The following is a 14321-nucleotide window of genomic DNA, read 5'->3' on the forward strand; positions in this document are numbered from 1 at the left end:
CCTTTTGTCGTTTTGTTATAAAATGTTAACCCGCGCGGCGTTCTTCAAAGCTCATCGCGATAAAGCCGGGGAGATGATCGCCCATGCCAACCACTTTATTGTCATGTCCACCGCGGCCACGGTTAGAACGCGAGCGTGAATTGTCTTTGCGCTCTTGCTTTTGCGGTGCTGGCTGCGGTGTGTTTTCCACAGCGGCGACCTCTTGCACGGCGGCTTCCGCGTCCACCTTTGGCTCTGCAGATTTGCGGCTGCGCGAACGGGTGCGTGTGCGCTTGGGCTTGTCTGACGTGTTTTCCGGCGTAGCAGCATCGGTTGGGGATGCATCATCAGCCTGCGCAGGAGCGGCGTCTTTTTTCAAAGGATTGTCGATACGGGTGATCTGCTTTTGGATCAGCTTTTCAATTGCATCGAAGTTCTTTTCATCGCGGCCTACGCAGATCATCACGGCCTTGCCATCACGACCTGCGCGACCCGTGCGGCCAATGCGGTGCACGTAATCTTCTGCATGGCTTGGCACGTCGAAGTTAAAGACGTGGCTGACGGAAGGAACATCAAGTCCGCGCGCGGCAACGTCAGAAGCGACGAGGAACCGAAGATCGCCTTCACGGAAACCATCAAGGGTCTTGGTCCGTTGGCTTTGATCGAGATCGCCGTGGATTGGCGCAGCGTCATAGCCGTATTTTTTCAGAGACTTAGCAACGATATCTACGTCCATCTTGCGGTTACAGAAGATGATCGCGTTGGTGCATTTATCGCCCTCTGAATCGATGAGCATGCGCAACGCTTTGCGCTTTTCGCTCGCTTCACGGTCCTTGCGAGAGCCTTTGAACATCATCACGACTTGTTCGATGTTCTCAGAGGCTGTCGCCTGACGCGCAACTTCAACGCGGGCAGGGTTGGACAGGAAAGTGTTGGTGATGCGCTCAATCTCAGGTGCCATCGTGGCCGAGAAGAACAAGGTCTGGCGGGTGAACGGCGTCAAAGAGAAGATGCGTTCGATATCGGGGATGAACCCCATGTCGAGCATGCGGTCCGCTTCATCCACAACCATCACCTGAACGCCTGTGAGCAGGAGTTTACCACGCTCAAAATGATCGAGCAGACGACCAGGCGTCGCGATCAGAACGTCAACGCCTTTGTCGATAAGGCGGTCCTGTTCTTTGAACGAAACGCCGCCAATCAGCAGCGCTTTGGTCAGTTTGTGGTATTTTGTGTAAGTGTCGAAGTTTTCCGCAACTTGCGCTGCGAGTTCGCGTGTAGGGCAGAGCACCAGTGAGCGCGGCATGCGTGCGCGGGCGCGACCTTTGGCGAGCAGGGTGATCATCGGCAGCGTGAAGCTAGCGGTTTTACCTGTACCTGTTTGCGCGATGCCGAGAACGTCACGACCTTCGAGAGCGGAGGGAATCGCACCTTCTTGAATAGGTGTCGGGGATTCGTAGCCAGCGTCGTCGATGGCCTTTAGGACCTTAGGGTCCAGTTTCAGATCAGAGAACTTTGTCATTTGTATCCGTGGTTTACGGACACGACTTGGCCCGCACATCTGCGTCAGGCCAAATCCGAGTGATTGAGTGTCATGCACCCCGTGGGCCTTGGCGGAGGGCATAGCGAAAAAGGGGCCGTTGGTCAAATCAACACGAGATTTCAGCAGGTTCTGTTAAAGATGATGATGAATCTGTCGCAGATTGTGACCGATTCAGAGACGATCAGCCGATATCTGGGAATTGTTCGGCGATTGCCTGTTCCAGATCGAGCGTATGCCAGTGAAGCAAGCCATGTTGTTTGAGCCCGTCTAGCAATTCTGCGCGCGAAGCGCAGAGCTCTGTGTGAAAGCGCCGTAGCCCATCGACAGGATCATCCGCCTCGATCTTTTCAAGCAAGCTGTGCATGTTCAATGCGCCCTTGTCCTTGTCAAAGGGCGCGCAAAGTTCGGCGCGATAGGCGCCTTTTTCTTTGCGATACTCGTACTGCGCGCGCCAGCTGTCCCAATCGTCGCCATGCAAATGGCAGAGCTTGGTTTGATCCAACTCCTGTTCGTCATCCAGTGCTTTGCCGTTCAGAAAGGCCCTGTGAATTTTGACTGATAACCCTTCAACCCCCGTTCGGTAGATCATTTTCCCTGCGACATGGCTTAGAAAACCACCGTTCACATAGGGCCCAAAAGTTGGGTAGAGCGCCTCGGAGATGCGGCGGCGTTCTGGCATGGGCAGCGCGAAGCCCTTGAAAGGGCGCGGCTCCGTTTGGGGGCCATCCCATGTGAGGGCCTCAATGGGTCGAATGCGTGCGCAGAGCAAATCCTGTGGCAATTGCGCGAGCTGCGCGCCCAAAGGTTCGTCCCAGACCAGAAATTCGTCGTGATCGATATGGACGAGCCAATCCACTTCAACGCGCTTGGCATAGGCGTCGGCCGCATTGATGGTTTGGCGGGGCTGATGTTTGTCGGGGCGCTTGCCCTTTTTTGCCCAATAGGCAGCATCGGTTTGGGTGACACGAATTTTGGGATGCGCTTTGAGCGCGTTATATGTGGTCTCGTCGGGCGCATCTAAATAGAGGTAGAGCCGATGTACGCCTTGTTGCAGATGATAGGCCGCAAAGCCGAGAATGTCTGGCAGGGGCGCTTTGATCGTGCTGACGAGTCCCCATTTTGGCTCAGCCATCTTTGCGCGCCTTCAGCGTCGTGCGGATCAACATCTCTTCCTGCTCAAGTCGTTTGATCTGCGCAGGGTTTTCTAGGCAGATTTCATCAAAAAGGCGCTTTGCGCCCTCGTCGCCATGTTCTTCGTTCAGCGCCTCAATGATGTCCTTCAAGGGGAGCAGGGACTGCCCTGGATTTCGATAGGACCCATTGGCAATGCGGTATTTCATGTGCCGCTGGAACGTTGGCCAATCCGATGCATGGCGATGCAGCACATTGATTGTCTGGACGCGGGTTGTCTTGAGTTCTTCGTCGCCTTTGTACCTAAGCTGATGAATGCCGAAGGTGACGTCCGGCAATCCTGTGCGCGCCATCGTTTTTCCAGCGGTATGGCTGATAAACCCAGACTTGAGGTATTCGCCAAAGGTTGGGAACAGCTCGCGGATTACAGATTTTTCGCGCCCTGCATCGAAATAAGTTCGACGGAAAAGCAGCTCGGAGCTTGGCGATGTGCGCGAAATTTCTTGAGCAGGCGGCATTATCAATGCCTCTGTTGCCGTGTCGGTGCTGCGCAGAAACTCGTCGATTGGTTTATCGCTATGCAGGAATTCGTCGCAATCTATATGCGCGATCCACTCGGTCTGCGCCGCGAGGTACGCACGCGTGGCATTATATGCCTGACGGTGCTGATGCGCTTTCATGCGCGGGGTTTCAGACAGTTTCCAGTATTCTGCGTCACAGGTGATCAGAACCACCTCTGGATTGGACATTTTAGCCATATCTTCAGGCGACATCGCTTCATCCAAAAAGAGGAATATCTGGGACGCGCCAAGCGCCAAGTGGTGTTCGATAAACTGAACCAGGACTTCTATGGGGGCTTTGACGGTGGCAACAATGCCCCAAGATCCCGCCACAGGAGTCGCATCTGCCGGTCGCGGATCAAGCGCGCCTAGCAACGCGTTGCGCCGTTGGTTTTGTTGGCGTTCTTGGCGACCGCGTAGGATTTTGAGACGGCGGAACATCGTGTGCGGATCACGGTTGAGCAAATCGAGCAGGCGATGGGCAAGGGGGGCGATGACCGCGTCTTCTTTCGCGTCGAGCCATAACCGCGCGAGCGTGTTCACATCGAGACCGCCTCCGCTCAGAACGAAGCGATCCATGTTGAGCGGCAGTTTGTGTCGAACGAGTCTTTTCAGTTTGAATTCCTGATCAGGTCGGAACCCTGAATAAAGCCGTTCTGTTTCATACAGCTTCATGCTTGCGAAGAGGACGGTCATCGATTGACCGACACGGCGCTGCACCTCTGTTTGGCCATGATCCCCAAAGGTCGTGAGCGCGGAGACCAGCCAGCGTGGGTCGAGATGCTCAAAGAGGAAGGTGCTTTCTTCCACCCAAATCCGCGTGAACAGGGCCATCGTATGCTCTGGCTGCGCGCTTTTTCGTAGATGAGAGATCAGGAGCGCATGTAGCAAGCACAGCTCGGGCTTGCCCAAAAACTCTTCGTTGAGTTCTATGATCTTACGGGTGTTTCCCGATCGATCCTTAACACGTGGATATTTTGTGAGATCGAGTTTTTGCACGACATTGCGTTTGAGCGGCGCAAAATCGACATCCAACGCGGGCAGGGCTTCGCCGGTGTCAAAGCTCAACGGCTCTTGGCGCGCTTGCATGCGCGCGACGACGGCTTCAAAGCCCTCTTCGTAGGTCAAACCGCTGGGGTTGGGATCGTCTGTCTCGCTCATGTCAGGCAAAATGCCTGTCGGCGGTCAAACCAGCAAGCGCTATTGCAGCATCATTTCCTTTGTCGCGCTCAGTGTGACATCAGGGTAGTCGCGTGCGACGCGATCAATGTCCCACTGGAGGCGCGTCAGATACACAACGTCGCCGTCATTGTCTTGCGCGATATGGGCTTTGTTGGCCTCTGCGAATTTTTCAACTGCCGCTTTTTCACCCAAGACCCAACGGGCAGAGGTGAACTGACTTTGATCGAAACGCACGGGCAGGCCGTATTCCAGCTCGATCCGGCTGGCGAGCACTTCGAACTGAAGCGCGCCAACAACGCCGACGATAAAGCCAGAGCCGAAGGTGGGTTTGAAGACCTTTGCTGCGCCTTCCTCAGCGAACTGCATTAGCGCTTTTTCAAGGTGCTTGGATTTGAGCGGATCACCCGCGCGCACGCCTTGCAACAGTTCTGGTGCGAAGGATGGAATTCCTGTGACGCGCAGCGCTTCGCCCTCGGTCAGCGTATCGCCGATGCGCAATTGGCCGTGGTTCGGGATGCCGATGATATCGCCAGCCCAGCCTTCTTCGGCCAATTCGCGGTCCGAGGCGAGGAAGAGTACAGGGTTGGAAATCGCCATTGGCTTTTTCGTGCGCACATGGGTAAGCTTCATACCGCGTTTGAAATGGCCAGACGACAGCCGGACAAAGGCCACGCGGTCGCGGTGCTTGGGGTCCATGTTGGCCTGTACTTTGAAGACAAAGCCAGTGACCTTCTTTTCCTCGGGCGCGATTTCGCGGGGGGAGGCGACTTGCACCTGCGGCTCTGGCCCGTAAGCGCCGATGCCGTCCATCAATTCCTTGACGCCGAAGGAGTTGATCGCAGAGCCGAACCAGATCGGGGTCATATGCCCCTCAAGCACCGATTGCGGGTCGAGCGTTGGCAACAATTCGCGCGCCATTTCGACCTCTTCAATCAGTTTTTCCAGCAGATGTGCAGGGACATGTTCCGCCAAAGCAGGATCATCAAGCCCGTTGATTTCGATGCTTTCCGCCACCTTGTTGCGATCCGCGCGGTCCATCAATTCGAGACGGTCGCGCAGGATGTCATAACAGCCCATAAATTCAGAGCCGATCCCGATGGGCCAGCTCGCGGGGGTGACGTCAATCGCAAGGTTTTCTTGGATTTCGTCAATGATATCAAACGTATCGCGGCTCTCGCGGTCCATCTTGTTACAGAAGGTCAGGATCGGCAGGTCGCGCATGCGGCAAACCTCAAAGAGCTTTTGCGTCTGGCTTTCCACACCCTTCGCACCGTCAATCACCATGACCGCCGCGTCCACGGCAGTGAGCGTGCGGTAAGTATCCTCGGAGAAATCAGAGTGACCGGGGGTATCCACCAGATTGTAGCGGAAGTGTTTGAAATCAAAGGACATGGCAGAGGCCGAGACGGAAATACCACGATCCTTTTCCATTTGCATAAAGTCAGAGCGCGTGCGCCGCGCTTCACCCTTGGCACGCACTTGCCCCGCCATCTGAATCGCCCCGCCAAAGAGCAGGAATTTTTCAGTGAGCGTGGTCTTACCCGCATCAGGGTGCGAAATAATCGCAAACGTGCGACGACGCGCAATTTCAGCAGGAAGCTCAGGGCGGTTTGTGGCGGTATCTAACATGCCAGCGATATAGCTGTGGTCGCGCCAATGGGCAATGCAAGGGTTATAGGAATAACGAAAGAAGCAAATCGCGCAGCGCAAAAACACGTTCGCTGAATAGAGCAACGGAGCCTGGTGAACTTAGCAAATTGGCAATGACGCTTGACGATATTGCGGCGGCGAGACTTGAAACTAAAAGAGTTGTGCGTTTCAGGGTGCGAATTCTTGCGGGGGCTTTTTCTTCAGGTGGGGTGTCAATGCTGTCGGCGCGTTTCAATTCATTGATTTCGCGGCGGAAAACCTCGCGCGCGTCGTCGTTAAGCAACTCTTCTGCTTCTGGAGCAGAGAGCAACTCATCAAAATCCTGTTGAACTTGCAGCACAACATCGCTGCGTTGCGAAAGATCAGGGTCAGTGACAATAGGTTTCGCGTTCGGGCTGTCCTCAGCTGGTTGTTCAGGTTGCAAATAATCGCGGCATGCTTCAACTGCTCCGTTGAGCGCGCGAATGTCGCCTACGAAACCCTCGTTCCAATCATCAGCAGACCCTAAAAAGCGAGTGCATACTGAATCGCGCTCTGTTGATAATGTATCCCAACGAAGGGTCTCATTTTCTTGCAAAACGAGCAGCTCATTTAGTCTAAATGAAAAATCGTGCGGTACGTTGTACAACTGCTGCTCTAAAGCTCTGGAAATGCGAGCGGCCAATCGAAAAACTTCATCGATCTTAGCTGCGCGTTCCCTTGCGTCATCGATGGCGGGCGGGATGTTCGCGGGCGTGTCTTTGACGCCAAGCTGTTTTCCCGCGCGCACGAATGCCGCGGGACTGGCCGCGCTCATGCGTGATCCCAAACTTTCGATCGAGGGCGGATCCAACTTATCCTGTAACGTTTGAATAAGTCGCTGAAAGACAGGATCGGTTTCTGTGCCGTCCCAGTCTTTCAAATCGATATATTGTGTCTCTGAAAAACCATAGGGCAGGGGGCTGTCGTCAAGGCGCACAGGTATCAGTTTGCGGGCTTGCTGTGCTTGTGATGCCTCCTCGATTACAGCTTGTGAATCGACGCTGGTTGCGGTCCAGAAGGTCACGACAGCAGATGCCGTGTTGAGATGGTTTGCGATTTCGTCCCGCCAAATGCCACCGGTCGGAATGTCTTGATCCCACCAATGTGAAATATATGACTGTTCAAACAGCTGTCTAATCTCGTCAACCGTTGAACGGTCGTTTGAGGCGTAGCTCAAGAAAACAAAAGGTGTTGACGATATAGATTGAGCGGGCTGGTCAAGCTCTTGATGCTCTTGATGCTCTTGATGCTCTTGAATTGGCTCATAATTCGGATGATCTTTTGGCAAGTCAATCGTCGGCCAATGCTTAGGATGATCGAACCCGTTCGGCAGAATGGTTCCATTATCCCCGATCATGCTTTGAAGCTGTTTTGGGCTTAGCCCAATTGTTAAACTCAGGTCGGTATATTTCGCTGAGCTTTCGTCATTTGTTCCTTTCGCGGATATTGTGATGGTGGATACGTCGGCGCCTAGCAGGTCCGCGCCAAGCAGATCTACCCCTCGAAGGTCTGCTCCTCGCAGGTTCGCTCCCTGAAAATCTGGAAAAAATGGTGCTTTACGGCGTCTTTTATTCCATGCCTCAACGCCATCTTGCAGCCATCCAACGTGCAGGGGATTTGCCATGGGTACCTTGCCTCACTCTCTCCAAACATAGTCTAATCAGGGTTAATGCAAAAATATACCCATAGTTGCATGCATCTCCCACGACAACGTGACTGAACGTGTCTTGCGCAGGGGCGGGAAACGTTGGATTTTGGGGCGCGCTCAAAAGGACTGAACCCTATGCCAAAGGCTGTACTTTATCGGATGGACCTACCCAATTACACTTGCGGTTATGGCACGGCCGCGCTGGGTTTGCTCAAGCGTGAAAAGTTCGAGATTGAGGAACACATCCTGCGCACGCGCGCGGAGACGGATGCGTTTAAGGATAAGCATCATGTGACGACGACCCCGCTCATCTTTATTGATGGGGTCAAGATCGGCGGGCTTTCCGATCTGAAAAAGCACATCAAATCGCTCAAGCCCAAGAAGAAACGTTTCTGGCAGAAGTGAACCTTAGCGTTTCGACGCTTTGCGCAGTTTTTCCGCCGCGTCGGGGCCGAGTAGGTCAGCGCCGACCTCGAATTCTTGGTGTAGCCAGCCGGAATGGCCGTTCAATGTTTCCAGAACTTCCTCGCTCACGTTGTCCGTCAGGGCGGGGCGGGTGCGTGTGTCCACGAGCAATGTTTCGGCGGCGATGCCTTCGGCGTAGATGATTTCGTGTTGATCAAAGAGCAGTTGGAAATATTCAATAAATCCACCGTCCTGCTGCGTGACCGTATCGTCGTTTACCAGATGGCGGGCTTTGACCAGAACCTCTGAGCGTCCCGCCCCCAGCGCGTCGCGGCGTTGGTAGATGAACAGGCGGTGATCCGGGCTGACGATCAGATCATTGGTGTTGTTGAGCGCGCCGGCTTTGATCACGATCGGGGCGAAATCGCCCACGGCGCGCACGGTATTTTGGCCGATCCAGCGAATTTCCTGACCGCCATCGTCGCGGGTGAGGACTTTGTCGCCGACTTTCAGCTCTTCAATGGATTTCTGCGCGCCAGAGCTCATGGTGATCTTCGTGCCGCGCGAGAAGGACACGCAAGCGACTTGCGCCAGTTTACGGGCCGCATTTCCGATCTCGATCCCGACCAAACGGTACTGCGCGGTTGGCGTCAGCGGCGCGAGGGGCAAAACATGCAGGTTGGCGACCAATTCTTCTTCGTCCAGTTCCACCAGCAGCAGGAGTTCAAGCGTCACACCTTGTGTGTTCATGACTGTTAAGCAGCTGTCGACGATCACGCGGGCATTTGGTTCGCCTGTTTGCGTATCTTGGCCGATCACATAGGTGCCATCGGTTTGCGCGAGCAAGGACAGGCGTTTACGCTCCGCGTGTTGACCGAATTCATAGACATCATCGAGCGTGGCTTCGGCGGCAAAACTGAGCGAATCGTCAATATTGGCGCCATCGACGATCAGGAAATCGTCGGCGCTGAAAACCGGAATGCTCTGTGCCAATACGCTGGCTGTGTTGCTGCTTGCATTCATTTGAAACACTCGTCTAACTATGCACTGATGTGCTGTCATGTCATGAATTTACGGCACTTTATAGGGCTTCGTCTGGGATAGCTACGAAACTGAACGCGACGTTGCGTTTATCAAACAGGGAAATCACGATGGATTTAGGAATTAAAGGGAAACGCGCGATTGTTTGTGCGTCGAGCAAAGGTCTAGGGCGCGGATGTGCCGAGGCTTTGGCAGGAGCTGGATGTGATTTGGTCCTGAATGCGCGCGGCTCTGAGGCGCTTGAGCAAACAGGCAAAGAGATTCGCGAGAAATTCGGTGTGGAGGTCGTGACAGTTGCGGCTGACATTACGACGGAAGAGGGACGCGCGGCGGTTCTTGAAGCGGCGGGCGACATTGATATCCTTGTGAACAATGCAGGTGGCCCGCCTCCTGGAATGTGGTCTGATTGGGATCGCGAGGATTTCATCAAGGCGCTGGATGCCAACATGCTAGCGCCGATTGCGATGATGAAAGCACTGCTGCCCAAGATGATCGACAATGGCTGGGGGCGCGTTGTGAATATCACGTCGCAATCCGTGAAATCCCCGATTGGCGTGTTGGGCCTGTCTAATTCGGCGCGTGCTGGTTTGACCGGGTATGTCGCGGGTACATCGCGTCAAGTGGCTGGGTCTGGCGTGAACATCAACAACCTTTTGCCGGGCATTCATGCCACGGATCGTGCTGTGTCCTTGGATACCGGCGCGGCGGCGGCGCAGGGTATTTCTATCGATGAAATGAAAGAGCAGCGCAGCAAGACTATTCCATCGGGCCGTTACGGCACGGCTGCGGAATTTGGCGCAACTTGCGCATTTCTTTGCTCGCAACATGCGGCGTTTATCGTTGGGCAAAACATCCTGCATGATGGCGGCGCGGTGAACGCGACGCTTTAACGTTCGACCAAAAAACCACCGACAAAGGCGGTCGCGGCATCTGAGCCATGAAACACTCCGATGGCGCGATCTTCGCCCACGAGGCCGGTTAAATCGGCCTCGCGTTGTTTGAAATAGGCGTTACCTGTCAATGTGTTACTGGTGAACAAGCCGTCGATGATCAGATCATCGCTATCGCCGTGCAGCGTGCCATGTTCAAAGTCAGCATAAAGCGAAATGCGCCCCTCGGTGACAGCGACCTCGCCGAATTCGCGAAAGTCGCCATCTGATTTCCCAACCTCTGCCACTTGGTAGCTGCCTTGCATATTCGCGCCGCCGTTGATCGGGAAATCACCGGGATCAGAGCTTTGAATTACGCCGACTTTGGCATTGAATGCGGTGTCTTTGCGGCTGATTTCAACAGCGTAGCCATTGCCGCTATCGTCCTCAAAAGAGCCGTTGAAGATCGTATCAATGGTGGTGCTGAATTTGCCATCCGCGTTGGGCGTTGCAAAATGTGTTGAGAGGGAAATGTTTGCGTCCAGATCGGCCAGTTCCGCATCTGTCGGCGTTCCGTTAATCAACGTATCGCTTTGAGCTGTCTGCGAATTGTCACACGCGCCAAGCGAAAGCCAAGCGAGCAGAGCAAGAAGCGCGGGAGAGGCGTTACGTTTCGATACGGGTTTCATCATTCTTTACGATTGCCTCATCAGAGTTACCGTATGGTTAATGATGCAGTTAAAATGTTGCAGGCCTCAGCTGGGCGTTCAATCGATGATAAATCGACCTCACAAACGCGTCACCGAATGTGCCAATGGGTTTCTTTGCGCCCTGACATCTGGCAGCAGGGACAAAGCACGTAAATCAAAGGACTCGTTATGACCGCCACCAGCATCGCTGCCATCTTCGCAGCCATTATCTTGGCCAGCCTTATTGTCGCGCCGCGCCGCGTTTCGATTGAAGGCTTTTTCGGCGGACAAACAGAAAACGGCACTGTGCCGAGTTTGATAACACTGGTTCTGAGCCAAGTGACAACTTGGATTTTTGCACGCTCGCTGATGAATGCGGCGATCCTAGGATATTTCTACGGGATGGCGGGCACCTTGGCTTATGCGGCTTACTATGGCTCTTTCCTGACTGGTGGTTTTGTCGTTGCGCGGTTGCGGGCAGGGGGCGCAGGATCGGTTCAGGATTTCATCGGCGCGCGGTTCGGCACAGTCGGCAACGGGTGTTATAACTTTGTTATCGCACTGAGATTGCTGTCCGAAGTCTTTGCCAACCTGATCGTTGTCGGTTTGATTTTCTCCGCAGTTTTGCCTGAAATGGCAATTGCCAAAGAGGCGTCGATCATCTTGGTTGCGCTGCTTGGCTTGGCCTATTCCGCTTGGGGTGGCCTCAGCGCGGCTTTGCGTACAGATGTTTTGCAGATGTCTGTTTTCCTCGTGGTTTTCGCGGTTGCCTTTGGCGCTATGGTCCTGAGCCCAGGCTTTGATTTTGGGGCAGTTTTGACGGCTTCCGGTACATCGGGGAGCTACAATGGATGGGTCTTGATGGCGGTCGCGGCTTTGCAGGTTTTCTCTTATCCCGTGCATGATCCTGTCATGATGGACCGCGGCTTTCTTGCTGATCCGAAAACAACACAACGCTCATTCTTGCACGCGTTCTGGCTCTCTGCGCTTTGCATCATTGCGTTTGGGATGTTCGGTATTCAAGCCAGCCTTGTCGGCGCAGAATATGAGGGGCAGTTGATCGGCACGTGGGCCGGTATGTTCCCTGCATGGATCTTTGGCGCGCTGCTGATTTCATTGCTCGTGTCTGCCCTCAGCACGCTTGATAGCGCGCTCTCTTCTGCGTCGCGCTTGTGTGTTGAGGAACTCAAGCTTGCGCCGCGCAGCCTAAACGGGGGCCGCGCGGTCATGGTCGTCTTTATGGTGGCGGGCGCCGCGCTCACGCTGTGGGGTAATGCGACGCTCTTTGATGCGGTGGCGGTCAGTGGCACGGCGTCCATGTTCCTTACGCCCGTCTTGATTGTCGGCTTGGTCATGAACCGATCGGTTGCGCTTTGGTCGTATCTGGTGGCCTTTGCCGCGGCTCTGATCGGCGCGGTGCTCTATTTTGCCCGTGCCGCTGACTGGGCGGAAGCACTTTTGCCAGAAGGTCACAAGTACGAACAGCTGCTCGCGATTTGCATTGTTGTTCTGATCGTTGGCTTTGTCGCAGTGTTTGCAGGTGCGCGGCGGGTTGAACCAGCCGTTTGAGGCTGTTAGGACGTCGCTATCTTGATGAAATTTATCAAGAATGACGTTCATTAGCCAATCAAAGGTTCATTCATGCAGGGCACCACGCCACGCTTGGAAATTCGAAATCTAACGCGCCTCTTCGGGGGCGCGAAAGTTGTCGATGATGTCAGCTTGAGCATTCAACCGGGGCAGGTGACCTGTCTTTTAGGTCCCTCCGGCTGCGGGAAATCCACGACGCTGCGGATGATTGCCGGCGTTGATCGCCAAGACACGGGTGAAATCTGGGTCGATGGCACGTTGATTTGCGGCCCACATGAGACGCTGCCAGCGGAGCAACGCGGCATTGGTCTAATGTTTCAGGACTTTGCGCTCTTTCCTCATTTGAGCGTGGCCGACAACGTCGCTTTTGGTCTTAAAGGCGCGCGCGGTGAAAAACGTGCTCGTGTTGAGGAGCTGCTCGGCAAGGTCGGGCTAATGCGGCTGATCGATGCCTATCCGCATCAATTGTCAGGGGGCGAGCAACAACGTGTTGCTTTGGCCCGTGCGCTCGCGCCGAGACCGAAGATTATGCTCATGGATGAGCCGTTTTCCGGTCTTGATAATCGCCTGCGCGATGGCATTCGCGACGAAACCCTCGCGCTTTTGAAGGAAGAAGAGACAGCGGTTCTGCTGGTCACACATGAGCCTGAAGAAGCGATGCGTATGGCAGATGAAATCGCGCTGATGCGCGGTGGCAAGATCGTTCAGCGCGGCGCGCCTTATAACATCTATAACGCGCCTGCTGATCTCGAGGCTGTCGGATTTTTCAGCGATATCAACATTATACAAAGCACAGCCCATGGCGCCTTGGCCGATAGCCCGTTTGGGCAGTTCCTTGCGCCCGGCGTTGAGGATGGCGCGGATGTTAACATCGTGTTTCGACCACAGCATGTCGGCATCGATTTTGATCGTGGCGGCAAGGGGCCGCTGCCCACAGTGCGTGACGGTGTCGCGGCAAGGGGCAGGGTGCAACGTGCGCGTTTCATGGGGTCAGAAAGTCTCGTGGAATTTTTGATGGATGATGATGAAACGATCATCCGCGCGACGATTCCGAATGTGTTTTTGCCCAAAGCTGGCACGCCTTTGTGGCTGACTGTGCGCCGCGACCGCTGCTTTATCTTCGCCGCATAACGCACGCGAGACGTGCATAATTTTCCAACTTTGCCAAGAATTGCTGCGCCTAAGCGTGTTTTTCGAATGCAAATTACGGAATTTCTAAGTTTGTCCCTTTTAACGTGCGCGTTGAATCAATAGATACGATGTGAACACGGGCGTAGATACGCGTCTGGTTAAAGACTTTTGGGAGACACTCATGCTTAATAACATCGGCCTTCCCGGCCTTCTGCTTATCGCCGTCGTCGTTTTGGTTCTATTTGGCCGCGGCAAAATCAGCTCGCTCATGGGCGAAGTTGGCAAAGGCATCACATCCTTCAAAAAGGGCGTGAACGAAGGCGCAGCTGAGCTGGAAGAAGAAGCTGCGGAAGCTGCAAAAGACGTGACACCCAAAGAGACAGACAAGGTCTAATAGACAATGTTTGATCTTGGCTGGACGGAGCTTTTGGTAATCGGCGTTGTCGCGTTGATTGTCATAGGGCCCAAAGATTTGCCTATGTTGTTCCGCAAGGTTGGACAATTTGTCGGCAAAGCGAAGGGCATGGCGCGCGAGTTTTCTCGTGCGATGGATCAGGCCGCTGATGAAAGCGGCGTGAAAGAAGCAACGTCGAGCTTTAAAGACATAACCAGCTCCAAAAACATGGGGCTGGATGGTTGGGAAGACGCCACCAAGGGCTTGAAGGGGTACGACCCTGACAGCAAAACTGGTGAGCTGGCTGCCAAGCGTGCAGCCGATGCCAAGAAAATCCATGAGGTTTCAGCGAAGAAGGCCGAAGAGCGCCTTGCTGCACAGGCTGCACGCGCAGCTGAAGCCAAGGCAGAGGCCGCAGAAGCTGTTGCGGAAACACCAAAGCCGAAAAAAGCGAAAAAACCGGCCGCCAAGAAACCAGCCGCTAAAAA

General features: G+C 54.5%; 13 protein-coding genes. 6 read left to right on the forward strand and 7 right to left on the reverse strand.

What is annotated here, in order from left to right; all coding sequences use genetic code 11:
• Positions 1 to 25: 25 nt before the first annotated feature.
• The 5 genes from ABJQ89_RS01350 to ABJQ89_RS01370 form a co-directional block, all read right to left on the reverse strand.
• Complete coding sequence (locus ABJQ89_RS01350; protein WP_348494479.1) at positions 26 to 1501, reverse strand: DEAD/DEAH box helicase; 1476 nt, start codon at positions 1499 to 1501, stop codon at positions 26 to 28.
• Positions 1502 to 1703: 202 nt separating this feature from the next.
• Positions 1704 to 2654 (reverse strand): glycosyltransferase family 2 protein, encoded by a 951-nt coding sequence (locus ABJQ89_RS01355; protein ID WP_348494480.1) that lies wholly within the window; start codon positions 2652 to 2654, stop codon positions 1704 to 1706.
• The gene (locus tag ABJQ89_RS01360) at positions 2647 to 4374 is read right to left on the reverse strand and encodes a glycosyltransferase family 2 protein (RefSeq protein WP_348494481.1); all 1728 of its coding nucleotides are present in this window, start codon (positions 4372 to 4374) and stop codon (positions 2647 to 2649) included. Before ABJQ89_RS01360 ends, ABJQ89_RS01355 begins: the two co-directional genes overlap by 8 nt.
• Before the next feature lie 39 nt (positions 4375 to 4413).
• Positions 4414 to 6024 (reverse strand): peptide chain release factor 3, encoded by a 1611-nt coding sequence (locus ABJQ89_RS01365; RefSeq protein ID WP_348494482.1) that lies wholly within the window; start codon positions 6022 to 6024, stop codon positions 4414 to 4416.
• A gap of 43 nt (positions 6025 to 6067) precedes the next feature.
• Positions 6068 to 7690: a TIR domain-containing protein gene (locus ABJQ89_RS01370; RefSeq protein ID WP_348494483.1), complete on the reverse strand. Its 1623-nt coding sequence runs from the start codon at positions 7688 to 7690 to the stop codon at positions 6068 to 6070.
• A gap of 159 nt (positions 7691 to 7849) precedes the next feature.
• On the opposite strand from ABJQ89_RS01370, the gene ABJQ89_RS01375 reads away from it, so the two are divergent.
• Positions 7850 to 8119: a glutaredoxin gene (locus ABJQ89_RS01375; RefSeq protein WP_348494484.1), complete on the forward strand. Its 270-nt coding sequence runs from the start codon at positions 7850 to 7852 to the stop codon at positions 8117 to 8119.
• Between the two features lie 3 nt (positions 8120 to 8122).
• On the opposite strand, the gene ABJQ89_RS01380 is transcribed toward ABJQ89_RS01375, so the two are convergent.
• The gene (locus ABJQ89_RS01380) at positions 8123 to 9142 is read right to left on the reverse strand and encodes a Hint domain-containing protein (protein WP_348494485.1); all 1020 of its coding nucleotides are present in this window, start codon (positions 9140 to 9142) and stop codon (positions 8123 to 8125) included.
• A gap of 128 nt (positions 9143 to 9270) precedes the next feature.
• Here ABJQ89_RS01380 and ABJQ89_RS01385 point away from each other — a divergent pair, with 128 nt between their 5' ends.
• Entirely contained in the window at positions 9271 to 10050 is a 780-nt protein-coding gene (locus tag ABJQ89_RS01385) for an SDR family oxidoreductase (protein ID WP_348494486.1), read from the forward strand.
• Here ABJQ89_RS01385 and ABJQ89_RS01390 read toward each other — a convergent pair.
• A complete protein-coding gene (locus tag ABJQ89_RS01390) occupies positions 10047 to 10721 on the reverse strand; it encodes a hypothetical protein (RefSeq protein WP_348494487.1) in 675 nt (224 codons plus the stop codon). The genes ABJQ89_RS01385 and ABJQ89_RS01390 overlap by 4 nt on opposite strands.
• 186 nt (positions 10722 to 10907) lie before the next feature.
• Between ABJQ89_RS01390 and ABJQ89_RS01395 the strand changes: the two genes are divergently transcribed.
• The 4 genes from ABJQ89_RS01395 to tatB all read left to right on the forward strand — a co-directional run.
• On the forward strand, positions 10908 to 12287 hold the full coding sequence (locus tag ABJQ89_RS01395) for a sodium:proline symporter (protein WP_348494488.1): 1380 nt from the start codon (positions 10908 to 10910) through the stop codon (positions 12285 to 12287).
• Between the two features lie 72 nt (positions 12288 to 12359).
• Positions 12360 to 13439 (forward strand): ABC transporter ATP-binding protein, encoded by a 1080-nt coding sequence (locus ABJQ89_RS01400; protein WP_348494489.1) that lies wholly within the window; start codon positions 12360 to 12362, stop codon positions 13437 to 13439.
• Between the two features lie 181 nt (positions 13440 to 13620).
• Positions 13621 to 13833 (forward strand): twin-arginine translocase TatA/TatE family subunit, encoded by a 213-nt coding sequence (locus ABJQ89_RS01405; protein ID WP_348494490.1) that lies wholly within the window; start codon positions 13621 to 13623, stop codon positions 13831 to 13833.
• A gap of 6 nt (positions 13834 to 13839) precedes the next feature.
• Positions 13840 to 14321: Sec-independent protein translocase protein TatB (gene tatB, locus ABJQ89_RS01410; protein WP_348494491.1), on the forward strand; the 482-nt coding region annotated here is incomplete at its 3' end.

Origin of the sequence: Planktotalea sp. (assembly GCF_039984035.1) — a bacterium.
GTDB lineage: Bacteria > Pseudomonadota > Alphaproteobacteria > Rhodobacterales > Rhodobacteraceae > Planktotalea.